The 22,266-nt window shown below is 70.2% G+C and carries 22 protein-coding genes; 9 read left to right on the top strand and 13 right to left on the bottom strand.

Going from position 1 to position 22,266, the window contains the following annotated elements; translation table 11 throughout:
• The first annotated feature begins 136 nt into the window (after positions 1 to 136).
• On the top strand, positions 137 to 901 hold the full coding sequence (locus tag ACIGXO_RS23275) for an NDP-sugar synthase (protein ID WP_399790011.1): 765 nt from the start codon (positions 137 to 139) through the stop codon (positions 899 to 901).
• Positions 902 to 1,006: 105 nt separating this feature from the next.
• Here the strand turns inward: ACIGXO_RS23275 and ACIGXO_RS23270 are convergent, their stop codons facing one another.
• The 8 genes from ACIGXO_RS23270 to ACIGXO_RS23235 all read right to left on the bottom strand — a co-directional run bounded on the left by ACIGXO_RS23270 (position 1,007) and on the right by ACIGXO_RS23235 (position 9,680).
• Positions 1,007 to 1,450, bottom strand: a complete 444-nt coding sequence (locus ACIGXO_RS23270) for a hypothetical protein (RefSeq protein ID WP_399790008.1) — start codon at positions 1,448 to 1,450, stop codon at positions 1,007 to 1,009.
• 260 nt (positions 1,451 to 1,710) lie between these two features.
• Positions 1,711 to 3,543, bottom strand: coding sequence for a DoxX family membrane protein (locus ACIGXO_RS23265; RefSeq protein ID WP_399790005.1), 1,833 nt, complete (start codon positions 3,541 to 3,543; stop codon positions 1,711 to 1,713).
• 197 nt (positions 3,544 to 3,740) lie between these two features.
• Entirely contained in the window at positions 3,741 to 4,694 is a 954-nt protein-coding gene (gene rlmB, locus ACIGXO_RS23260) for a 23S rRNA (guanosine(2251)-2'-O)-methyltransferase RlmB (protein ID WP_399790002.1), read from the bottom strand.
• 148 nt (positions 4,695 to 4,842) lie between these two features.
• Positions 4,843 to 6,240 carry a cysteine--tRNA ligase gene (gene cysS, locus ACIGXO_RS23255; RefSeq protein ID WP_399789999.1) on the bottom strand — a complete coding sequence of 466 codons (1,398 nt, stop codon included), beginning with the start codon at positions 6,238 to 6,240 and terminating at the stop codon, positions 4,843 to 4,845.
• Between the two features lie 224 nt (positions 6,241 to 6,464).
• Complete coding sequence (locus ACIGXO_RS23250) at positions 6,465 to 6,869, bottom strand: PPOX class F420-dependent oxidoreductase (protein ID WP_399789996.1); 405 nt, start codon at positions 6,867 to 6,869, stop codon at positions 6,465 to 6,467.
• Positions 6,870 to 7,285: 416 nt separating this feature from the next.
• Positions 7,286 to 7,777, bottom strand: a complete 492-nt coding sequence (gene ispF, locus ACIGXO_RS23245) for a 2-C-methyl-D-erythritol 2,4-cyclodiphosphate synthase (RefSeq protein ID WP_399789993.1) — start codon at positions 7,775 to 7,777, stop codon at positions 7,286 to 7,288.
• Between the two features lie 217 nt (positions 7,778 to 7,994).
• Positions 7,995 to 8,744, bottom strand: a complete 750-nt coding sequence (gene ispD / locus ACIGXO_RS23240; protein WP_399789990.1) for a 2-C-methyl-D-erythritol 4-phosphate cytidylyltransferase — start codon at positions 8,742 to 8,744, stop codon at positions 7,995 to 7,997.
• Positions 8,745 to 9,197: 453 nt separating this feature from the next.
• The gene (locus ACIGXO_RS23235; protein WP_003953493.1) at positions 9,198 to 9,680 is read right to left on the bottom strand and encodes a CarD family transcriptional regulator; all 483 of its coding nucleotides are present in this window, start codon (positions 9,678 to 9,680) and stop codon (positions 9,198 to 9,200) included.
• Between the two features lie 764 nt (positions 9,681 to 10,444).
• On the opposite strand from ACIGXO_RS23235, the gene ACIGXO_RS23230 reads away from it, so the two are divergent.
• Positions 10,445 to 11,074: a DUF461 domain-containing protein gene (locus ACIGXO_RS23230; RefSeq protein ID WP_399789987.1), complete on the top strand. Its 630-nt coding sequence runs from the start codon at positions 10,445 to 10,447 to the stop codon at positions 11,072 to 11,074.
• Positions 11,075 to 11,325: 251 nt separating this feature from the next.
• Here ACIGXO_RS23230 and ACIGXO_RS23225 read toward each other — a convergent pair whose 3' ends face one another.
• Both ACIGXO_RS23225 and ACIGXO_RS23220 read right to left on the bottom strand, forming a co-directional pair.
• Positions 11,326 to 12,006 carry a response regulator transcription factor gene (locus ACIGXO_RS23225; RefSeq protein WP_030254743.1) on the bottom strand — a complete coding sequence of 227 codons (681 nt, stop codon included), beginning with the start codon at positions 12,004 to 12,006 and terminating at the stop codon, positions 11,326 to 11,328.
• Positions 12,003 to 13,316: a sensor histidine kinase gene (locus tag ACIGXO_RS23220; RefSeq protein ID WP_399789983.1), complete on the bottom strand. Its 1,314-nt coding sequence runs from the start codon at positions 13,314 to 13,316 to the stop codon at positions 12,003 to 12,005. Before ACIGXO_RS23220 ends, ACIGXO_RS23225 begins: the two co-directional genes overlap by 4 nt.
• Before the next feature lie 269 nt (positions 13,317 to 13,585).
• Here ACIGXO_RS23220 and phoU point away from each other — a divergent pair, with 269 nt between their 5' ends.
• Together phoU and ACIGXO_RS23210 are read left to right on the top strand one after the other, a co-directional pair.
• Entirely contained in the window at positions 13,586 to 14,263 is a 678-nt protein-coding gene (gene phoU, locus ACIGXO_RS23215; protein WP_399789980.1) for a phosphate signaling complex protein PhoU, read from the top strand.
• Between the two features lie 1,131 nt (positions 14,264 to 15,394).
• Entirely contained in the window at positions 15,395 to 16,123 is a 729-nt protein-coding gene (locus ACIGXO_RS23210) for a hypothetical protein (RefSeq protein WP_399789977.1), read from the top strand.
• A gap of 48 nt (positions 16,124 to 16,171) precedes the next feature.
• Here the strand turns inward: ACIGXO_RS23210 and ACIGXO_RS23205 are convergent, their stop codons facing one another.
• The 3 genes from ACIGXO_RS23205 to ACIGXO_RS23195 all read right to left on the bottom strand — a co-directional run bounded on the left by ACIGXO_RS23205 (position 16,172) and on the right by ACIGXO_RS23195 (position 19,053).
• Positions 16,172 to 16,411 carry a hypothetical protein gene (locus tag ACIGXO_RS23205; protein WP_399789974.1) on the bottom strand — a complete coding sequence of 80 codons (240 nt, stop codon included), beginning with the start codon at positions 16,409 to 16,411 and terminating at the stop codon, positions 16,172 to 16,174.
• A gap of 1,102 nt (positions 16,412 to 17,513) precedes the next feature.
• The gene (locus tag ACIGXO_RS23200; protein ID WP_399789972.1) at positions 17,514 to 18,197 is read right to left on the bottom strand and encodes an HAD family hydrolase; all 684 of its coding nucleotides are present in this window, start codon (positions 18,195 to 18,197) and stop codon (positions 17,514 to 17,516) included.
• Positions 18,187 to 19,053, bottom strand: a complete 867-nt coding sequence (locus tag ACIGXO_RS23195; protein WP_399789969.1) for a GntR family transcriptional regulator — start codon at positions 19,051 to 19,053, stop codon at positions 18,187 to 18,189. Before ACIGXO_RS23195 ends, ACIGXO_RS23200 begins: the two co-directional genes overlap by 11 nt.
• Before the next feature lie 138 nt (positions 19,054 to 19,191).
• Here ACIGXO_RS23195 and ACIGXO_RS23190 point away from each other — a divergent pair, with 138 nt between their 5' ends.
• The 5 genes from ACIGXO_RS23190 (at position 19,192) to ACIGXO_RS23170 (ending at position 22,183) form a co-directional block, all read left to right on the top strand.
• Positions 19,192 to 19,521: a hypothetical protein gene (locus ACIGXO_RS23190; RefSeq protein ID WP_399789967.1), complete on the top strand. Its 330-nt coding sequence runs from the start codon at positions 19,192 to 19,194 to the stop codon at positions 19,519 to 19,521.
• A gap of 2 nt (positions 19,522 to 19,523) precedes the next feature.
• Positions 19,524 to 20,870, top strand: a complete 1,347-nt coding sequence (locus tag ACIGXO_RS23185; protein ID WP_399789964.1) for an FtsK/SpoIIIE domain-containing protein — start codon at positions 19,524 to 19,526, stop codon at positions 20,868 to 20,870.
• A gap of 82 nt (positions 20,871 to 20,952) precedes the next feature.
• Positions 20,953 to 21,693, top strand: a complete 741-nt coding sequence (locus ACIGXO_RS23180) for a DUF2637 domain-containing protein (protein WP_399789961.1) — start codon at positions 20,953 to 20,955, stop codon at positions 21,691 to 21,693.
• Between the two features lie 11 nt (positions 21,694 to 21,704).
• Positions 21,705 to 21,893, top strand: a complete 189-nt coding sequence (locus ACIGXO_RS23175) for a mobile element transfer protein (protein WP_399789958.1) — start codon at positions 21,705 to 21,707, stop codon at positions 21,891 to 21,893.
• A 20-nt stretch (positions 21,894 to 21,913) separates the two neighbouring features.
• On the top strand, positions 21,914 to 22,183 hold the full coding sequence (locus tag ACIGXO_RS23170) for a hypothetical protein (protein WP_399789955.1): 270 nt from the start codon (positions 21,914 to 21,916) through the stop codon (positions 22,181 to 22,183).
• Positions 22,184 to 22,266: the final 83 nt, after the last annotated feature.

Genomic DNA, 22,266 nt, shown 5'->3' with positions numbered 1-22,266 from the left:
ACAGTCAGTGACAGGTGTAGTGACACGGTCAGTGACAGGTGTCATGGCCTCTCGTCGCTCCCCGGAAAACGGTCGTCGGCCCCCTGGTCGCGGTGACCGCCGTCGGCCGCCGCGATCACCGCATAGGGTGCGGATCATGACAGGCGTCCCGTACCCGCATCCCACGCAGGCCGTGGTCCTGGCAGGCGGCCAGGGCTCGCGGCTCCGCCCGTACACCGATGACCGGCCCAAGCCGATGGTCGAGATCCCGGGCACCGGGACCCCGATCATCGGCCATCAGCTCGCCTGGCTGGCCACCGAGGGCGTCACCGACGCGGTCGTCTCCTGCGGCCACCTCGCCGACGTCCTCCAGGACTGGCTCGACCAGGCCGACCTGCCCTTGCGGGTTACCACGGTCGTGGAGACCGAACCGCTGGGCCGCGGCGGCGGACTCAAGTACGCCGCCGCCTCACTCCCCCGCCCCGACCAGCCCTGGTACGCCACCAATGGCGACATCTGGACGCGCTTCTCCCTGCGCGAGATGGCGGACTTCCACCACGAGCGGGGCGCGGAGGCCACGCTGGCGCTGGCCCGGCCGCGGATCCCCTGGGGCGCCGTCGAGACGGATCCCTTCGGGCACGTACTGGACTTCATCGAGGCGCCGCCGTCGCCGTACCTGATCAACGCGGGCGTGTACGTCTTCTCGGCGGCCTTCAGAGGGCTGCTGCCGGACCGCGGCGACCACGAACGCATGACGTTCCCGCGGCTCGCGCGCGAGCGCCGGCTGGCAGGTTTCCCGCTGCCGCACGGCGCCTACTGGCGCGCGATCGACACGGCGAAGGATCTCACCGAGGCCGCGAGCGAACTCGCCAGGTACGGCCCCGGACAAGGACACGGACACAGCCAGAGCCGGGCCTTCTGAACGGATACGGGAACGGATACGGGCGCGGGAACGAATACGGGCGCGGGCACGGATACGGACGCGCGCCTGGATAGGGGCACTCGTCCTGGAGACAGGCGGCCCGTCCTACCCGTCATTCCCCCGACTCGCCCGTACACAGCCACACGTGCCTGCCACGACGGTCAGCGCTGCCAGGCCGCCGATCGTCCTTCCGTACGCGCCGGGGTCCAGGTCCACTTCCGTGTCCGCGTCCTCCAACGGAGCGGCGGCGCCCTCGGGGTCGTACAGCACGCGCAGTTTGTCACCCGGCTCAACCCTTCCCCGGTCGCAGCCGTCCGACAGCTGAAGTGAGATCTCCCGGCCGTCGCGGGTGCGAAGCGTGGACTCGTCGGTCTTGCCTCCGTCGATCTCGACCACGACGGCCTCGGCCCACCGGCCCCACCTCTCCAGTCCCCGCTCGTCGCCGGCCTCTTGGGTGATGATCGGCAGCACGATTGCGGCGGGGAGGGCGACGGTGAACGCCGTAACGGCCAGTTTCGGCGTCTTCTTGTGCGTGACGTGGCGGAGCAAGTAGGCCGGCACCCCGACGAGCGCCAGGGGTATCAGGTGGAATCCCGACTGATCGGCGAGGCAGGCGAGGCAGGCGAGGCATCGTCGGGCGAACTGGGCAGACGACCTGGGCAGACTGTCAGACGAACTGGGCAGACGAACTGGGCGGGAATCCCCGCCCAGTTCGCCGCAATATGCCACCGACCGCCGTGGCGCCACCCACCGTCGTGGCGCCACCGACCGTCGCGCACACCCCCGGTCGTCGCACACACCCCCGGTCGTCAGCCCAGCAGCCCGCCCAGCGTGCCGCCGCTGGAAGAGCCGCCCGAGGAGCCGCCGGAGGACGAGCCGCCCGAGGAGCCGCCCGTCGTGCCGCCGCCCGTGCCTGCCGTGGAGGTCGGGGCCTGGGTGGCGGCCGGCGGGTCGGCCGGGGTCGACTGCTGCGGCGGGCCGCTCGTGGTCCGGCCGGGCTGGACGCCCTGGGTGGCGCCGGCCGTCTCCCTGGCCGTGCTCGGCTGTGAGGGCTGCGGGGAGGCCGAGGAGTCCGTACCGCGGGAGGCGCCGGCGGTGGGCGAGGCGCTGCTGCCCTGCGAGGCGCCGGCCGTGCGGCCGCTGTCCGTACGGCCGGGGGCTTCGCGCGGGGTGTGCAGCGGGCGGCCGGGCAGGCTGTTGGTCGGCGGCTCGCCCGGCTTCGGGACGGTCGGGCCGGAGGCGGACCGTACGGCGCCGCCCAGGAGGGAGCCGATCAGCAGCGTGAGGCCGGCGACCACCGCGGTCATCACGGCGCCGCGGCGCAGTACCCGGCGCCGCAGGTCCCAGACCTCGACGCGGGGTCCGAGGTTGCGCCATGCCTCGCCGGCCAGCCGCGCGTCCAGGGAGTAGACGGGGGCGCCCGCGATGATCAGCGGGCTCCAGGCGGCGAGGTAGATGATGTCCGGCGCGTCGTACACAGGGACGTTCCGCCAGCTGACGGTCATCAGGAGGGCCGCCGAGAGCAGCGCGCCCAGGGAAGCGGCGACCCGCTGCCAGAGGCCGCAGACGGTCAGTACGCCGACGACGACCTGGAGGAAGGCGACGGTGAGGCCGGCGCCGACCGGGTGCGCGAGCGCGAAGTCGCGCAGCGGCGTGGCGAGCGCCCACGGGTCCAGCGACTCCAGCCACTTGACCATGGAGCCGCGCTCGCCGCCGTCGAAGTAGACGGGGTCGCAGAGCTTGCCCATGCCCGCGTAGATCGTGATGAAACCGAGGAAGATGCGCAGGGGCAGCAGGACGACGCCGAGGTTCATCCTGCGGTCGGGGTAGAACGCCTGCTTGTCGCCGGCGAAGCGGCGGCCGCCGTCCTGGCGGGGCTCGAATTCGGCGTCGCTGTACGGGCCTTCGCCGCCGTACGGGCCCTCGTGGCCGTACGGGGCTTCGCCCCAGGCGCCGCGGGAGCCGCCGTCCGGGCCAGTGGCCGCACCGTCGTACGGGCCGGAGGCCGCCCCCTCCCGGGAACCGTCGTACGGACCCGCATACGAGCCGTCGGAAGAATCGGCGTACGAGTCGGCGTACGAATCGGTGTACGAGCCGGTGTACGCACCGGCGTGGGCGTACGTGTCGTCGGACCAGCCGGCGTCCGACGGGCGGGCCTGCGGGACCTGGGGCAGCAGCTCGGTGTCGTCGGAGGCGCCGCGCGGCCCGATCACGCCGGCCGACGGGGGCGGCGCGAAGGAGGTGGTCTCCTCGGGCCTGACCCTGGGCAGCACCTGGGTCGCGCCGGCGTCGTCGCTCCGGCCCGCGTTGTTCCGCACCGCGTGCAGGAGTTGGGTGGTGGGGGCCGTGGTGTCGCCCGGCGTCGTACGGCCGCTCCAGACGACGGGCGCGCGCCGCCGGGCGGGCCCGGACGCGGTGGCGCCGGCAGCGGCGGTACCCGGGCCGGACGCCGCGCCGGCCGTGGCACCCCGCGCGGCGCCCGCCGACACGGGGGCCGCGAGCTGCACGCGGAAGCTGGCGTGATTGACGATGACCTGCGCGGGGTCGCACGGCACCTTGACCGAGCTCAGTACCGGCTCGTCATCGAAGCCCGGCGAGCGTCCCCCCGTAGGCGTGCGGGGTGTTCTGGTGTCCACGCTCATCTAACCGAGTGACCAGCGTTTAAGACACTGCCTTGACCGCGCCGATCTGTCCGAGACCCGTCAAAACTTCCCGTACGGAACAGAGGGTTACGTTCTGCCCCGAGTTGCGGACGGAGTTTGCCCCGGTATGGGACGGCGGACGAAAGAGCGTGCGCGCGGGGGCGGGCAGCAGCCCGCCCCCGCTGAGCGAACGAACGTCACGCCCGGCGGCGGGCCGCCTCCCACAGGACGACGCCGGCGGCGACGCCCGCGTTCAGCGACTCGGCGCCGCCCGGCATCGGGATGCGGACGCGCACGTCGCAGGTCTCGCCGACCAGGCGCGAGAGGCCCTTGCCCTCGCTGCCGACGACGATGACGACCGGGCCGTCCAGCGCCTCCAGGTCCTGCAGCTCGACCTCGCCGTCGGCCGCCAGGCCCACGACGATCATCCCGGCCTTCTGGTACGACTCCAGCGTGCGGGTGAGGTTGGTGGCACGCGCGACCGGCGTGCGCGCCGCGGTACCGGCGGAGGTCTTCCAGGCGCCCGCCGTCATTCCGGCCGCGCGCCGCTCCGGTACGACCACGCCGTGGCCGCCGAACGCGGAGACCGAACGGACCACCGCACCGAGGTTGCGCGGGTCCGTGACGCCGTCGAGCGCGACGATCAGCGGGTCCTCGCCGGCGTCGAACGCGGCCGCGCCCAGGTCCTCCGGGTGCGCGTACTCGTACGGCGGGATCTGCAGGACCAGGCCCTGGTGGTTGAGCCCGTTGGTCATCCGGTCCAGCTCGGGGCGCGGCGCCTCCAGGAGGTTCATGCCGCGGTCGGCGGCGAGCTGGAGCGCCTCGCGCACCCGCTCGTCGCTGTCGATGAACTGCTGGACGTAGAGGGTCGTCGCGGGGATGTCCTCGCGCAGCGCCTCCACGACCGGGTTACGGCCGACGACCAGCTCGGCCGTGCCCTTGGCGCCGCCGCGGCGCGGGGCCGGGCGGCGGTGGGCCGCCTGCTTGGCCTTCGCGTTGGCGACGCGGTTCTTCACATGTCCCTTGCGGGCGGACGCGGGCGGGGTGGGGCCCTTGCCCTCCAGGCCCCGGCGGCGCTGGCCGCCGCTGCCGACCTGCATGCCCTTCTTGTTGGACGTGCGGCGGTTCCTGCGCTGGCTGTTGCCGGCCATGGGTCACCTGTTTCTTACTGCTCTCGACGTCTCGCGACGTGGATGTCTGCTGCGTATAGGTATGAGTGTCGCCCGCGGCGCCCTGGACGGGCGACCGGGGCAGGGCTGCGCCGCCCGCGTCCGGTCGCGGCGCGGGCGTCGCCGTCTGTCACGAGAGTGACCAGCGCGGCCCCGACGGCGTGTCCTCGATGGCGAGCCCGGACTGCTGGAGCTGGTCGCGGATCGCGTCGGCGGTGGCGTAGTCCTTACGGGCGCGGGCCGCCTGCCGCTGGTCCAGGACCATGCGGACGAGGGAGTCGACGACGCCGTGCAGGTCCTCGCCGCGCTCGGAGCCGCCGCCGGACCACCGCTCGTCCAGCGGGTCCAGGCCCAGCACGCCGAGCATGGCACGGACCTCGGCCAGCCGGGCGACGGCCGCTTCCTTGTCGTCCGCGGCCAGGGCGGAGTTCCCCTGCCGTACGGCGGTGTGCACGATCGCCAGCGCCTGCGGCACGCCCAGGTCGTCGTCCATCGCCTCGGCGAAGGCCAGCGGCACCTCGTCGGCGGGCTCGACCGGTCCCCCGGCCAGCTCCACGACGCGCTGGACGAAACCCTCGATGCGCGCGAACGCGGACTCGGCCTCGCGCAGCGCTTCCTCGCTGTACTCGATCATCGAACGGTAGTGCGGGGTGCCGAGGTAGTAGCGCAGCACGATGGGGCGCCAGCGCTTGACCATCTCGGAGACGAGCACGGAGTTGCCCAGCGACTTGGACATCTTCTCGCCGCTCATCGTGACCCAGGCGTTGTGCGCCCAGTACCGCGCGAACTCGTCACCGAACGCCTTGGCCTGCGCGATCTCGTTCTCGTGGTGCGGGAAGACGAGGTCGACGCCGCCGCCGTGGATGTCGAACTGCGCACCCAGGTACTTGTGGGCCATCGCCGAGCACTCCAGGTGCCAGCCGGGCCGGCCGCGGCCCCACGGGGTCTCCCAGCTGGGCTCCCCCTCCTTGGCCGCCTTCCACATCGCGAAGTCGCGCGGGTCGCGCTTGCCGGTCTCGCCCTCGCCGGACGGCTGCAGCAGCTTGTCCAGCTCCTGGCCGGACAGCTCCAGATAGCCGGGGAACGAGCGCACGTCGAAGTAGACGTTGCCGTCGGCGGCGTAGGCGTGGCCACGCTCGATCAGGCCGCGCATCATTTCGATCATCTCGGGGATGTGGCCGGTCGCACGCGGCTCGTACGTCGGCCGCAGGCAGCCGAGGGCGTCGTACGCGGTGTTGAACGCGACCTCGTTCTCGTACCCGATCGCCCACCAGGGGCGGCCCTGCTCGGCCGACTTCTTGATGATCTTGTCGTCGATGTCCGTGACATTCCGCACGAACGTCACGTCGTAGCCGCGGTACTCGAACCAGCGGCGCATGATGTCGAAGTTCAGTCCCGATCGGATGTGCCCGATATGCGGGGCGGCCTGCACGGTCGCGCCACACAGGTAGATCGAGACGGAGCCCGGCGTGAGCGGGGTGAAGTCACGGATCTGCCGGGCGCTGGTGTCGTACAGGCGAATGGTCACGCATCAAGGGTAGACGGAACGAGGCAGTGCCCCGCGACCCGATGGGCCACGGGGACACAGAAGCGTGATATTCGCGGGTGTTCCACACCACTTCGCGGCGGTACGCCCGGGGATGCGGGGCGCGGGCGGACGGGGTGCGGGACGCGGCGGAGGGGAGCGCGGGGGCAGCCGGTCGGCAGGAGGAGTGCGGGCGGCCGGTCAGCAGGGAGAGCGCGGCCGGCCGGTCAGAGGCGCCCGACGATCTTCCGCGGGGTGATGCGCACGACCACGCGCTCCCCGTCCTGCCCGGCCCTCGGGTTGAACTCCGCGTACGGCTTCCCCGTGTACTTCACCGAGACCTCGTCGAGCAGCTCCTGCGCGCCTTCGCTGCTGACCTCCGCAGTGCCGCGTATCTCCGCGTAGACGTACGGGTCGTCGGGGGCCTGGACGACGACGGTCACCCGGGGGTCGCGCCGCAGGTTCGCCGCCTTGCGGCGCTCCGCGGTCGTGGAGAACAGGAGGGCGTCGCCGTCCCGCTTGACCCACACCGGGGAGAGCTGCGGGGAGCCGTCGGGCTGGATCGTGGCCACCGTGACCAGGACCGGGGAATCGAGGACCTTCTTGAGGGCCTCGGAGAGCTCGACTGCCACGGCGGTGCCTCCTGCGGAGCGTACGGAACGGGACTCGGCCCGGTGCTGTTGCCGGGCCAACGTCCGTACGGGGCAGGGAATTCCCCAGGGGCGAAGAATTCCCCCTGGGGGGTGAGGAGTTCGGGACTGCACGAGGAGTCGGCGCTGCGCCCGTATGCGCGCACCCTGAGGCCCCCACCCCGTCTGACGAATGGGGGGTGGGGGTTGTTCCCGGGGGTGTTTCCGTGCCGTGGGGGCGTTCCCGTGGCGTGGGTGGGACGCCGTACGGCGACCGTTCCCGTGGCATGGGTAGGGGCCGTTTCCGTGGCGTGGGTGGGACGCCGTGGGGGCGTTCCCGTGCCGTGGGTGGGACGCCGTGGGGCCCTTCCCGTGCCGTGGGGGGGACGCCGTGGGGGCGTTCCCGTGGCCGGGGGGTGTTACGCCGTGCGGATTACCAGGGCCGTGGCCAGGGCTGCGAGGCCCTCGCCTCGGCCCGTGAGGCCGAGGCCGTCGGTGGTGGTGCCGGAAACCGCGACGGGGGCGCCGGCCGCGGCGGAGAGGGCCTTCTGGGCCTCCTCGCGGCGCTTGCCGACCTTCGGGCGTACGCCGATGACCTGGACGGCGATGTTGCCGATCTCGAAGCCCTCGGCCCGGACGATGCGGGCGGCCTCGGCGAGCAGGGTCACGCCGGAGGCACCGGACCACTCGGGGCGGCTCGTACCGAAGTGCGCGCCGAGGTCGCCGATGCCGGCCGCGGAGAAGAGGGCGTCGCAGGCGGCGTGCGCGGCCACGTCGCCGTCGCTGTGCCCGGCGAGGCCGTAGCCGCCGCTGGCCGCCTCGTCCCAGAGCAGGCCGGCGCACCACAGCTCACGCCCCTGCTCAAAGGCGTGTACGTCCGTCCCGATCCCCACCTGGGGCAACGCGACCATGAAATTTTCCTCCCTGCGAGTGAACATCGAACCGCGCGAGAACTCCGCCCCGCCCCCGCTCGTCGGACGGGTAGGGGGCCACCCCCCACCGCCCCGTATACGCCCCCCACCCACCCCAAACCCCGCCCCCGCGAGGCCACCGAGCCGCCCGACCGGAGACCGCCCCGCCGCCGGCCCGTCGCCGACGGTCGCCCGGCCTCCCGACCGCGGAGACGTCTCAGGCGTACCCGTCCGTCACCCGCCTGCGTGCCAGTACCGCCTCCGCGAGGACCAGGTCCAGCGGGCGGGTGACCTTGAACGCCTCTTCGTGGCCGGGGACGACCACGACCGGCGCGCCGAGCCGTTCGACCATGCCGGCGTCGTCCGTGGCGCCCTCGCCGTCGAAGGTCACGGTCTCGTGCGCCTTGACCAGCGTGTCGCGGTCGAAGCCCTGCGGGGTCTGTACGGCGCGCAGCCGGGCGCGCTCCGGGGTGCCCACCACTGGCTCGGATCCACCGTCGGAATCCGGCCGTACTTCCTTCACGGTGTCGGCGAGCGGCAGCGCCGGTACGACGGCGGGCGCGCCGCCCCGTACGGCGTTGATCACGGTGTCGACGGTGTCGACCGGCACGAGGGGCCGCGCCGCGTCGTGGACGAGGACCACGTCGACGTCGTCGGGCAGGGCCCGCAGGCCGAGGCTCACGGACTGCTGGCGGGTGTCGCCGCCGGGGACGACCAGTAGCTCGGTGCGCTCGGGGAAGGTGTGGCTGTCCAGCAGCGCGCGTACTTCGGGTGCGCCGTCGGGCGGCGCGACCACGACGACGAGCGAGACGGCGCGGGAGGCCGCCATGGCCCGTACGGCGTGGATGAGCATGGGCGTGCCGCCCAGCGCGCGCAGGGCCTTGGGGGCGCCGGGGCCGAGGCGTACGCCTCGGCCGGCCGCCGGGATGACCGCCGCCGTGCGAAGTCGGCGGGAATCTTCAGACATCGGTTGCACTCCGTGAGCCGGGGGTCGCACCCCGAATTTCGAGCGGCAGGTTTGTTTACTCGGCAGAGGTGGGTATGGCCACACCGTGCCGGGCGCGACGCCCCGACCGGACCCTTCCGTGACGACCGGTCGAGCCAGCTGCCCGGGCCCGGCACGTCACTTCCGGGTTCGGTTCCGGGTACAGCCGTCGCGTCGGCTCGGGTACGCCGGCCACAGGCAGGCCGGTCGGTCGGCCGCAGGTGGGCCAGTCGTGGATACGCCGGTCATCAGATATGCCGCAGCGCCCGGCAACGGACTGCTTCCGTAGGAAGCAATCGTCGCTCGGGCACCGCGGCATTTTCGTGCTGAGCACCGCTGAGCGCGCCTCATTGTGCTGAGCGCCTCATCGCGGGGTGCACCACCGTGAGCGATCACTGTGGAGACGATCACCGTGGAGACCCAGCAGCGGCGGGGTCAGGACGCGAGGACCTCGTCGAGCAGAGCCTCGGCCTTGTCTTCGTTCGTGTTCTCCGCGAGGGCGAGCTCGCTCACCAGGATCTGGCGGGCCTTGGCGAGCATCCGCTTCTCACCTGCGGAGAGTCCGCGCTCACGCTCACGGCGCCACAGGTCGCGAACAACTTCGGCGACCTTGATCACGTCGCCGGAGGCGAGCTTTTCGAGATTTGCCTTGTAGCGACGGGACCAGTTCGTCGGCTCTTCGGCATATGGTGCGCGAAGCACCTCGAAGACCCGGTCGAGCCCGTCCTGGCCGACCACATCGCGCACACCGACGAACTCCGCATTGTCCGCTGGCACACGAACCGTCAGATCGCCCTGGGCGACCTTCAGCACCAAGTAGGTCTTGTCCACGCCTTTGATCTGGCGAGTTTCGATGGCCTCGATCAGCGCGGCCCCGTGATGGGGATAGACCACGGTGTCGCCAACCTTGAACGTCATGTGACAGGTACCCCTTCCGTGGCTATCCATCCTAACACGGGAACGGTCCGTTCTGAATGGCGTTTTCGCAGGTCAGGGCGTATCTCGGGGCTTGACAACGACGGCCGTGACGTGCATCGGCCGCTTGCCGGAAGCAGGTATTCGCAGGTCGGAGGCGCTTCTTGAGCGGAGCGAAACGCGTACGTTACAGCTCCGGAAGTGCCCGATCGAGAGGACGAACGTCCCGGTTTGCCGGGATCCGGATGGCGTGCTTCCGCTACTCCGTTCGGTCACTCCCGACCACTCCGGTCCGAATCGAGAATTGATCATCCCGTCACCCGGCCGGGCGTACCGGACATGATCAATTCGTGTGACGCGGCGCATTCCTTTGCCTTTGCCGCTATTCCCGTCGGCGGCTCCGGCGGATTCTCCCGCGGCGATCACTCGAACGGACGTCAGGTGAATTCTTGCGGCGGTTCTCGTGAGGGCTCCGGTAAGCCGGCCGGGCGTCCGTGGGGAGGGCTGCCGGCGGCGGCGCCGAGCGCCTTCCGGGTGGCCGGTCGTGACCGGGTGAGTGGCGCGTGACCGGCACGTGATCGCGCAGGGGGCGGGTCGGGTGCGGCGCCTGAAGGGCGGCTCGGTAACCTAGCGGCGCTGACACACCCTTAGGGCGGCTTTACGTACGGCGCCGACGCGCGGCGTACGGAACGGCCGCCCAGCCGTCCACCCCGCGACCGGGCATGACCGTTCGGCCGCCGAAGCTCGTCCTAGGAGATGCCGCCGCCGTGAGCCGCAGCCTTCGACGCGGCGCCCTCGCCGCCACCGTCCTCACGCTCTCGATCGCCTCGCTCTCCGCGTGCGCGGCCGGGAACGATGCCGCGACGCTGCAAGTCAAGCCGGACAACGCCGCCACTTCCGTCGGCGACATCAAGATCCAGAACGCCATCGTGATCACCCAGCCGAAGCCGGACGCCAAGGGCCCGGCTGTCGTGTCCGCGACGCTGTTCAACGGCGGTACGAAGGACCAGACGCTGGACTCCATCACGGTCGACGGCAGCGGCCAGCAGGCCGAGCTGAAGCCCGCCAAGGGCTCCGGCAAGATCACCGTGCCGGCCGGCGGCTCCCTCGTGATCGGCGGCAAGGGCAACGCCTCGGCCACCCTGTCCAGCGGCCGTGAGGCCGTCCAGGACGGCAACGCGCAGAAGGTGACCTTCGACCTCAGCCGCACCGGCAAGGTGTCGCTGCGGGCGTACGTCGTCCCGGCGAAGAGCTACTTCAAGGACTACGGGCCGAGCGAGGTGCCGCAGCCGGGCCAGTCCGACTCCGCCACGCCGTCGGGCTCCGCCTCGCCGTCCGAGTCCGGCAAGCCGTCGGAGTCCGCCTCCGCGCCGGAGTCCGAGCACGCCGGCCACTGAGCCGCGGCGGACGCCGTAGGGCATCCAGAGCGCAGCTGACGCCCGTCACGCCCCCGCCCTCGGGGAGCGCGGCGGGCGCAGCCGTATACGCGGGCACAGCGGTACACACGGCCGCACGTGAGCCGTACCGCGGGCGCCGGCCCTGCGTACCGCAGGCGCCCGTACAACGCCACAAGCGCCCCACCCGGCATCAGGCGGAGCGCTGGAGCGACAGCGTGTCGTACCGGCCGGTCACCGGCCAGCGGGTCGGCTTACGGCTCGAACTTGTACCCGAGGCCGCGGACCGTGACCAGATAGCGCGGCGCGCCCGGGTCCGGCTCGATCTTGGCGCGCAGGCGCTTGACGTGGACGTCGAGGGTCTTGGTGTCGCCCACGTAGTCGGCGCCCCAGACGCGGTCGATCAGCTGCATGCGGGTGAGGACCCGGCCGGCGTTGCGCAGCAGCATCTCCAGCAGGTCGAACTCCTTGAGCGGGAGGTCGACCTTGCCGCCGGAGACCGTGACGACGTGCCGGTCCACGTCCATGCGGACCGGGCCGGCCTCCAGGGCCTGCGGGGTGACCTCCTCCGGCTCGCCGCGGCGGCGCAGGACCGCGCGGATGCGGGCGACCAGCTCCCGCGAGGAGAACGGCTTGGTGACGTAGTCGTCGGCTCCTATTTCCAGGCCGACGACCTTGTCGATCTCGCTGTCCTTGGCGGTCACCATGATCACCGGGACGTTGGAGCGGCCGCGCAGCTGGCGGCAGACCTCCGTACCGGGCAGGCCGGGCAGCATCAGGTCGAGCAGGACCAGGTCGGCGCCGTTGCGCTCGAACTCGTCCAGTGCGTCGGGGCCGGTCGCGGCGATCGCGACCTCGAAGCCCTCCTTGCGGAGCATGTACGACAGGGCGTCGCTGAAGGACTCCTCATCCTCGACGACGAGCACTCGGGTCACGGAAGGACCTCCGGGGCAGGATAGGGCGCGCGCAGCGCATCCGGGGAAGTGTGGTGGTGGGTGTCGGCCGGGCCGTTGAAGGTGTCGTACGGACCGTCCTCGCCATCGAGGTCGTCCGGGTCTGCTGCGGGGCCGTCCCGCCGGTCGTCGCGGTCACGGACCGCGCCGGCTTCCGGGAGCCGCAGGGTGAAGGTGGAGCCCTGTCCTTCGGAGCTCCACACCGTGACCTCCCCGCCGTGCGAGGCGGCCACATGCTTGACGATGGCGAGACCGAGTCCGGTACCGCCGGTGGCGCGGGAGCGCGCCGGGTCGACGCGGTAGAACCGCTCGAAGATCCGGTCCCGGTCCTTCTCGGAGATGCCGATGCCCTGGTCGGTGACGGCTATCTCGATCATCGCGCCGCCGGACGCCGGGACTCGGCGGCCGGCTATGCCGACGCGGGTGCGGGCCGGGGAGTAGTTGACGGCGTTCTCGACGAGATTGCCGAGGGCGCCGGCGAGCTGGCTTCTGTTGCCCCATACGTGCAGGTCGGCGATGCCGCCGACGGCCATGGTGATCGACTTGCTGCTGGCCTGCTGGCGGCAGCGGTCCATCGCCTCCTCGACCAGCTCGTCCACGCGGACGGGCTCGGCGTCCTCCAGGGGGTTGTCGTTCTGCACCCGGGAGAGGTCGATCAGCTCCTGGACCAGGCTGGTCAGGCGGGTGGCCTCGGTCTGCATGCGGCCCGCGAAGCGGTTCACCGCCTCGGGGTCGTCGCTGGCGTCCATCACCGCCTCGGAGAGCAGCGAGAGCGCGCCGACCGGGGTCTTGAGCTCATGGCTGACGTTGGCCACGAAGTCGCGGCGGACCGCTTCGATACGGCGGGCTTCGGTGAGGTCCTCGACCAGGAGGAGTACGAGGCGGGAGCCGAGGGGGGCGACGCGCGCGGAGACGGCGAGGGCGTCGCCGCGGCCGGTGCCGCGGCGCGGCAGATCCAGCTCGACCTGGCGTATCTCCCCGTCCCTGCGGGTGTCGCGGGCCATCTGGAGCATGGGGTCGACGGCGAGCTTGCCGCCTCGTACGAGGCCCAGGGCGTACGCGGCCGAGCTGGCCTTGACCACGCCGTCGGCCTCGTCCAGGACGACGGCGGAGGATCTGAGCACCGACAGGACCGTGTCCACGCCGGGCGGCAGGACGGCGTCGGTGTGCAGGGACGTACGCGTGGGCTTGGCCTGGTCCCGCTCGCTCCAGCGGAACGCCAGCATGGCGATCACGCCGGTACAACAACCGGCGATCGCTGCCACAGCGGCGATGGCCGCGTCCACGTTCATGAGTCCAGGTTATGCGCCGGTTGTGACAGTTCCCCAGCCATCAGAGGGCCACCTCGGCCACTGGTTGCCGAGAGTTCACCTTCATGTCGGTACTGGTTCACTCCGGAGGGGCGAACCGGTCGCATCCGGGCTCGAACGTGGGAGCGTGGGAATCGTAGGCCCACACCACCAGGGGCGCAGCCCGGGCGACTACGCAGGGGCACGGACCCGGAGGTCTGATCACGGGCGTCGCAGGCCCACACACGACTCGATGCGAGAGAAGGTCACTGATGCGGGACGCGTACCACGAGGAGCTGGATTCGATCGGCGAAGGTCTGGTCGAGATGGCCAGGCTCGTCGGCTCCGCGATCGGGCGCGCCACCACGGCGATACTCGACGCGGACCTGAAGCTGGCGGAGAACGTGATCGCCGGCGACGAGAAGGTCGACGATCTGCAGCACGACCTGGAGGCCCGGGCCATAGCACTGCTGGCGCGCCAGCAGCCGGTCGCCACGGACCTGCGGATCGTCGTGACGTCGCTGCGGATGAGCGCGGACCTGGAGCGGTCCGGTGACCTGGCGCAGCACGTCGCGAAGCTGGCGCGGCTGCGGTTCCCGGAGAAGGCGGTGCCGCAGGATCTGCACGCCACCATTCTGGAAATGGGGCAGCTGGCGCAGCGCCTGATGGCGAAGGCCGGCGAGGTCATCATCACGAAGGACGTCGATCTGGCGCTGCAGCTGGAGCAGGACGACGACGCGATGGACCTGCTGCACCGCACGCTCTTCCAGCACCTGATGGACGACCGCTGGAAGCACGGCATCGAGACGGCGGTGGATGTCACGCTGCTGGGCCGTTACTACGAGCGGTTCGCCGATCACGCGGTGTCGGTCGCCAAGCGCGTGGTGTACCTGGTCACGGGCGAGCACGCGGACGAGATCGCGCCGCAGGCCGCGGTGGAGGGCAGCTGAGCGTCCTCCTGACAGGGGCGGGCGGGGCAGCGTGTGCCCCGCCCCGTGCAGCCGCACGCCGTTGGTGCGCCCCCTGGCGTGGGTAGGGGAGGGAAGGAACCTCCCTTATGGCTGCCAACCAGGAGGCAACTCATGCCCCACACCCCTGTTTCCAGCACCCCTGAGCCCACCGCGGCCAACGGCTGCTCGTGCGGCCCCGGCTGCGGCTGCGGCTGCCAGTCCGGCGGCTCCTGCAGCTGCGGCGGCAGCTGCGGCTGACGCCCCGGCACCGCCCTGAGCGGCACCAAGCCCCCTGCCCGCGGATTTCCGCAGGCAGGGGGCTTGCCGCTGAGTGGCACCAGGCCGAGGCCATGGCCGGGATCATCAAGGAATGGTGGCTTCACCGTCCACTGATGTCCGTCCGCTGAGGGCCCAGGGAGGGCCCGGGCCGTGAAAATGCCCCTGAGCCGCGCCGTTTGCGCAGCTCAGGGGCATGATCGTGAGGGCTACTTCTTCTTGCCCTGGGTCTTGCTAGCGATCTTTGCGACCTGCATTTCCCCTGGTCTGAGCGCTGATCGCCGATGCCGAGTACGGCGTCATTGGTCGTCGTTGGCCGCTGCTGAGCGACCTCGGACGGCCCAGAGACGGCCCAGAATTTGCTACCCGGCTGCCCCTGGCTCCCGCGCCGTGCCGTGTTGCTCCACGCTGAGGAACCTCACTTCTTACGGCGCCGTGCCCGCTTCCCCTTCTCCTCCTGGCCCCGCTTCGTCCAGTCCCCTTGGTGGCGGTAACAACGGGCCGTGCCCTTCATCGTCTTGTTCTGGCAACGGCGCCCGCTCGCCAAAGGCCAACCGCACTTCCCCTGCTTCCACTCACCCACGCTTCCCCCTTGGACAGTTCGCCTCGAACAGGGGTCCAGAGTGCTCCCGCCTCCTAGAGGGCGGGGAGAGCGCACAACCAGCGGCAAGTAACGTCCAGGCGCATATGCCGCGCACTAGGCCGCTCGCGAGTCCGTCACGCCCCAGAGCCTTCGGCTCCTCGCGCACCATTTGGGAGAACGCTGTGATCGTCGGACATCGGGTCGTCTACTCATCAGGATCGTGAGACGAGACATGGCTGACAGCCTCCACATATGCTCTTACAGTCACCTTCGTGAGCAAAAGGACTGAAAGTCAGGTTGCAGACGGCCTCAAACAGATTGCGGCGGCCACAGCTGGGTCGGTTGCTGGTGTGGTTGTTGGTGGCTCGACTGGCGCGCTAGTTGGAGCCGCTGCCGGCCCAGCCTTGTCCACGGGCTTTGAACTGGTGGCTGATCGCATCGCCTCTCGTCGGGCGGAGCGAAGGGACCAGGTGGTACGCGACGTGGCTCGACTGCTGCGAATCGAGCCGGAAGAGCTGGCAGAGCGCCTCCTAGAAGACGAACGCCTGCTGGAACTCGCCGGGCGAGTCGTCGGAGCGGCACAGGACATTTCACTTGCACAGAAACGTCGGGCGTTGGCGCGAGCGTTGGCGGCGGCTGTGGCAGATCCCGCACCTGCCCGACTCGATATTTGGGAGTTGCTACAGGCAGCGATTTCTGAGATCGATCCGCCGCACATCAGGTTCATGCACGTCATCTCGCCTGCGCCGTCATTGCCGAAGCCCCCTGAGCGGACGTCAAGCGACACCAAGTACGGGATGTCCCTGTCTGCTGTCTGCTCTCTTGACCCGGGCCTTGAAGTAGGCGGTCACGCGGTACTGCAGAAGCTCATCGCCCTGGGCTTGGTAGAGAGCGCCCTCAACGGCTTCATGATGGGCGATGCCGGTAGGCCGTACGCCCTGTCTGATCTAGGGCGACGATTGCTGGTGCTTCTGGAGGAAGAGGCGTCGTCGGCATCATGAGAACCACCCCGCAGGCAGCACCGAGAAGACCCGTCGAGCTTCTGAGGACTAGCTCATGTGCTCCACGGCTTCCTGACGGAGCTGATCGAAGATTTCGTCCCAGGTCATATCCCGCCGTTGGGCGTCGTTCTCCAACAAGAAGCTGACTATCAGCGAGGTGAGTTGTGCGACTAGTTCGGGCTCGGCCTCTCGCCGCCAAGATGCCTCCCAACCTTCCGCGCCGTCTTTGCGAATGCGCTCGACGAGGTTCAAGGCCCGCATGACGGCACTCAGTTCCCTTTCGCTCATGCACGTAGCATACGGTCGCTTTGTGCGATGTGAGAGCTAGCGGCTACCTTGCCCGCCCCTGCTGCCATCCCGCCTGCCGTCGTCCCACACGCCATCGAGCGGGCTTGGCTTTGTGCCCGGGTGGAGCGCTCGCGGCGGGACGATGATTGGTCCGTAGGCGTGACACGCTCCTTGGCCCCGATGGTGCCGCGTCGAGTGGAACGTCTACGGGCCTTCGCCACATCGCGGCAGCAGCTGCTCCCCCTCAGCCACATATCGGGGTGCGGTCCGCTCACGTTGGAGCATCCGTGACGGTGGCGGTACGGCGGCCTTCCCCATGCCGGCGTTCTTGCCCGGAGTGCTCGGCCGCCCGTCCCCACCCCTCCCGTAGCTGGCCTTCTCCACAGGACTAGGGCCTATGGGGCAGTCGGCAGTGCGCGTGTCACGTAAACCGCTCACCGTTTCCGCTCCACCTTCCCCACCACCCACATTCGCGCTCTTCTCGCCGCCCCCGGGGCTCCCCGTCTGGGCTCGCCCCGAGTTATGTGGGCCTGTGTGGCTGCCTTGCCCGTGCTGGTGGTGGGTGCCTGTGGCTGGTTCTGGAAGGCGTGGTCGGTGGCGTTGGCCGGTGGGGATCGCTGCTCGTTCCGGCGCTGCTTTGGGCGGACATAGCGTCTAGCGGATCACCCCGGGCAACGAGAGTGGCGCGGGGCCGGGGGCCGGGCGGAGCGGGCCGCAGGCAGGAGCGGCGCCCGAGCCCCCGTGCCCGCGCCGGCCCTTTACGGGCCGGTGGGGTGTGATTCGTAGCGGCGGCTGGACAGCCGTTGACCGCGCGCCGGATGCCGAAGGCAAGAGCACCCACAAGGACGACGCCGACAAACCGACAGCCTCTAAAGGGCCTGGCCGTACAAGTGCCCGGCCGCCAAGGCTCAAGGCGACTGCTGGCCTCAAACGGCCCCGGTGGATCGACAGGCGAACGCCAAGCGAACGGCCCAGGACGGCCCGGCAGGGAACGGCATCCCCTCATGAGAAAGCCCCGGAGTGCTTCCCCTCCCCACCCCTCTTCCCCGCCCGAAGGGTGGGGCTTGATGAGGTAGAGAAACCTGTAACAGCTCCCACCACCTCATCGCATCGCGTCGGCGATGGCCTCCATGTGATCAGTTACCGCCTCGGCGCCAGCTTCCGTGAACGCCTCGCGCTTGTGCGGCTTGTTGGCGTAGCCGATGGCCGTACCGCCTGCCAAGTGGGCTGCCTGGATGTCAGTGACGGAGTCGCCAATGAGCACGCACTCGGAAGGGCCGACCTCAAGTAGCTCAGCAGCTCGGAGCAACGAGTGAGGATGCGGCTTCATCAGGTCAGGGCGATTCGCCGCACGCCCTACGACTTCGCGTACGTGCTCACTCAACGAGTGCTGTGCGAGGAATGCGCGGACGCACTCAGCAGAGTTGTTACTCACGATGGCGACCCGGCGCCCCGCGGCTTCCGCCGCTTTCAGCGCTGCTACGGCACCGGCGGTGGGGGCTCCGGCGACTTCTACGGCTTCAAGTTCAGTAGAGGTAAGGGCACGCTCTACCTGCAAGCCCAGTTCAGGGTTGGACTCATAGCTCAGTCGCAGGACTTCCATCGGGTCGTCCGTCTCGGTGAGCTTCGTGCTGAGCGAGGGATCATGCGTGGCAACCTGGCGCCTCAAATCGTCCGCAACCCTCGGCGCCGGAAGACCGGCGAACACGTCGCACAACGGGCCGTCGAAGTCGAAGAGCACTGCGGATGCTCGGGCCAGCGTCTTGCTGAGGTCGTCACTGGGCATCGAGATCGAAGTCCCTCGCGATCGTCTCCCACACGCTGTCGAACCACATGCGGGCCTGCTGCACCTGCTGAGTGCCGCTGGACGAATCGCTGTCGTTCACGGAGTGATGGAAGAGCACGGTGTCCCTGCCCACAAGGTCGTAGATCTCGATCGCTTCGCCCTGAGCGACCACCTTGTTGGGCTTGATCGGGTAGTAGCCGAAGAACGCGTCTTCGTTGTTGATCACGTACAGCTTGAAGAACTGGGTCCCGCTGTGAACGCGTACGTCCACACGAGTCTCCGGCACCAGACCGAGGTGCTCCAGCTCCTTGATCGAGTCTCGGATGCTCCGCGTGTAGCCGACCATGATGTCGTGCATCCGGTTACGGAGGCGCACGTCGTCCGCGCAGTCTTCGCGGCGTACTGGTGCCGCGTGAGGCACTGACATGTCCGGCACGAGTATGCGGACAGTGATGCTCGACGGCGTGAGGCGACCCACCCGGATCTTGTCCATAGGCTCCTGGAGCGCGCCGTGAAGGGTCTCACTGGAGAACCCGGCGAAGTCGATGGTGACGTCTTGGCTGGAGAAAGCCTGCTCGACGTACGGACGTAGGCCGGCGGGCCGCTCCGTGCGATTGCGGACGAAGACGCCGCTTCCCTTCCGGGACACCACGAGACCTTCGTCTTCCAGGTCCCGAAGCGCGCGCTGGATGGTCGCCCGCGCGAAGCCGTACATCTCCGTCAGTGCCTTGTGCGACGGGAGCTTTTCGCCTGGAGCCAGCTTCCTGGTTCGGATGGCCGCCCCAAGGCTGCTTGCCACCTGCTCATACGGGGGCCGGTCGTCGTCCGGGTCTAGCGGGTCGGGAGCGAAGGTCATGGCCCGATGCTACGCGGCCCTACTGACATTGGGACAGCCAGGACAGTCAGGTGTTGACATGACTAGCCATGTTGCTTACGTTAGCCATGTGCCCAACCGGGCTAGCCAAGTCAGTCACCTCCTGAGGGGAAGTTCCTCATGCCTTCGTTCAAGATCGACACGTCGACCGCCGTGGTGTTCGTCGCGACCGCACCGACCCCGAAGGTCGCCAACCGGAAGACGGGCGAGATCGCCAAGGACCGCGAGACCGGCGCCGACCTGATGACGGTGGGCCTGCTGGTCTCGGATGACGGGGAGGGCAACCTCTACCAGGTGTCCGTGCCGGAGACGGGCGTCCCCGAGGGCCTGACGCCGGGCATGCCGGTCTCGGTCGTGGGCCTCAAGGCGCGGGACTGGGAGAACGAGTTCAACGGCGAGAAGCGGCACGGCATCGCCTTCCGCGCGGCCGCGCTTGCGGCGGGTGCCTGATCATGACGGACCTGACCACGGTGCTGGAGGCCACCGGTGCTCTCGCCGGTGTCGGTGGCCTCGGCTACGCCAAGGGCCACGCTCCCCGCGTGTACTGGTCGCTGGTGGGCATGCCGGTCGCCATGGGCCGCTTCACCTTCACCTACGGCACCACGATGGACGTGTGCGGGCTGACGGTACAGCCGTCGAAGCTGCGGGCGTTCATGGTCCGCAACGTCGCCCGCCGCGAGGTCCAGCCCGTCCCGCCCAAGGTCCGCCGCCTGCGGGGCACCTCCACCGGACTGATCGCCTCGCTTCGGCTGCCTGCCGGGCTGGAGCCCTCGGACGTGGCGGCCGCTTCTGAACGGCTCCGGCACGCCTGGGGCGTCCACTCCGTCACCGTCGCCGAGACCAAGCCCGGCGTGGTGGAGCTGCGGATGACCGGCTATGACGTGCTCCGCCGGGTGAAGATGCCGCGCCGTCGTTGGGCGGCCGGACCGATGGTGGTGCCGGTGGCCCTGCGCGAGGACGGGACCGTCTTCGTCCGCGACTACCGCAAGGTCCCCCACGCCCTGACCCTGGGCGCCAACCAGTCGGGCAAGTCCATGTACCAGCGCAACCTCATCACCGGCCTGGCCAAGCTGCCGGTGGGGCTGGTCGGGATCGACTGCAAGCGCGGGGTGGAACACAGCGCCTACGCCCCGCGCCTGTCGGCCCTGGCCACCACCCCCGAGGACGCCTCACAGGTGCTCGATGTGCTGATCGCGGAGATGGAGAAGCGCTTCGATCTCCTCAGCGAGTACCACGTCTCGGACCTGTGGGACCTGCCCGAAGAGGTCCGCCCGGTGCCGCTGGTGGTCCTCGTCGACGAGGTGGCGGAACTGTTCCTGACCGCCGCGAAGAAGGACGAGGAACGCCGGGACCGGATGGTCATGCAAATGGTGCGCCTGGGACAGATGGCCCGCGCTATCGGCATCTACCTGGAGGTCTGCGGCCAGCGCTTCGGCTCGGAACTGGGCAAGGGCGCCACCATGCTCCGCGCCCAGCTCACCGGCCGCGTCGTCCATCGGGTCAACGACAAGCAGACCGCAGAGATGGGCCTGAACGACATCTCCTCGGAAGCGGTGTTCGCCGCCACCTCGATCGCCCCGGATCGGCCCGGCATCGCGGTGGCCGGAGACTCCTCCGGCGGATGGTCCCGCATCCGCACCCCCGAAACCACCCCCACCGAGGCGGCAGCGATCTGCCGGGACTACGCCCACCTCACGCCGGACCTGCCCTACCTGGCCCCGTTCCGCCCGCACGTGCCGGCCGACCCCACACCCGCTGACGCGCCCTCGCTGATCAAGCCCCAGCCCGTCACCGAGTAACTCCCTCCCCTTGCACGGTTGGCGTGACCGTCTCGCGCCAGGTCCCTACCCCGCCCATGCCTGAAACCGAAAGGAGGACGCGATGACCAAGCCGCAGGCGGAACGGACCGCGATCCTCGTCGCCGGTGCCGTGATCATGGCTCTCACGATCGCCGCGTTCTGGCTCTCCTACGCGCACCTCGCCTCGGTCGCTGAGTCGCACGGTCTCGCCGCATCCCCGGTGCGCCGCTGGGCCTGGCCGGGCACCATCGACCTGTTCATCCTGGCCGGTGAGGTCCTGATGTTCCGCGCCGCGCTGCGGCATGTGACCGACTGGTGGGCCATCGGCCTGACGGTTGCCGGATCGCTCGGCAGCATCGGTCTCAACGTCGCCGGTGTCGGCACCAACGCCCCGATCCTCGACTACGTCGTCGCAGCCGTACCGCCGTCCGCCGCGCTCCTGGCCTTCGGCGCCCTCATGCGCCAGGTCCACACCCTTGTCACCGACCCCACCCCGGTGCCCGCGGCTGAACCGGTCGCGGAGCCGGTCACCGTCGAACGCGCCCCGGAGCCCTCCCCGGCGGAACTCCCCGAGTCGGAGCCCGAGAAGGTGCCCGAACCGGAGCCGGTGCGCGAGCAGTTGCCGGAGCCTGCCCCGGTCGAGCCGTCGCCCCGGCCTGCCCCGCCGGCACCCACCGTGCCCCCGGCTCTGATCGCCCACGCCCGGAAGGTCGCCGACAACCACCAGGCCGCCACCGGTACCCCGATCGACGCGGACACCCTCCGCGCCCGGCTCGGTGTTCCGCCGGTGCTCGCCGACGCCATCACCGCCCAACTCGCCTGAAAGGAAGCCCCATGCCGCGCCCGAACCGCTTCTACGACGTGATCCGCATCGGCCCCGTCCAGGTCGGCTCCTACTACGACGGGCGGGGACGGACCAAGCACACCGCCACCTGCACCGCCCCCGGCTGCCGCTTCTCGGTGGAGAAGCCGGACCGGTCCGCCGCCGAACTCGCCGCCCGCACCCACCGCTGCAACCCCTGACCCGGACGGAGGCAAGGCCCATGCGCTACCCGGACGCCCAGCTCCGTGCCAACCACCGCCCGGCCGACCTGATCCCGCCCGGCATCCGCCCCGGTGAGGTGGTGGTCATCCAGGCCCCGCCGCGCTCCTACGCGGGCCCGATCCTGCTGACTATCACGCTCGCCGTCGGCGCGTCCGTGGTCATCGTCGTCCTCGCGATCGCCTTCCAGATCGCTGCCGCCGCTGCGGCCGCTGCTGTCCCCACCGTGGGCGGCGCCGGTATCTCGCTCAAGCTCGCCCGCAAGCGCTAAGCGGCCCCCGGGGCGGCCTCAACCGCCAAGTTTCCGCCGCCCCGGGCGCCTGACCCCTTCCAGATCCGCTGACCCGAAAGGGA

It is taken from the genome of Streptomyces sp. NPDC053542, assembly GCF_044544685.1.
Classification (GTDB): Bacteria; Actinomycetota; Actinomycetes; order Streptomycetales; family Streptomycetaceae; genus Streptomyces.
This window is presented reverse-complemented; position numbering and strand designations above follow the sequence as displayed.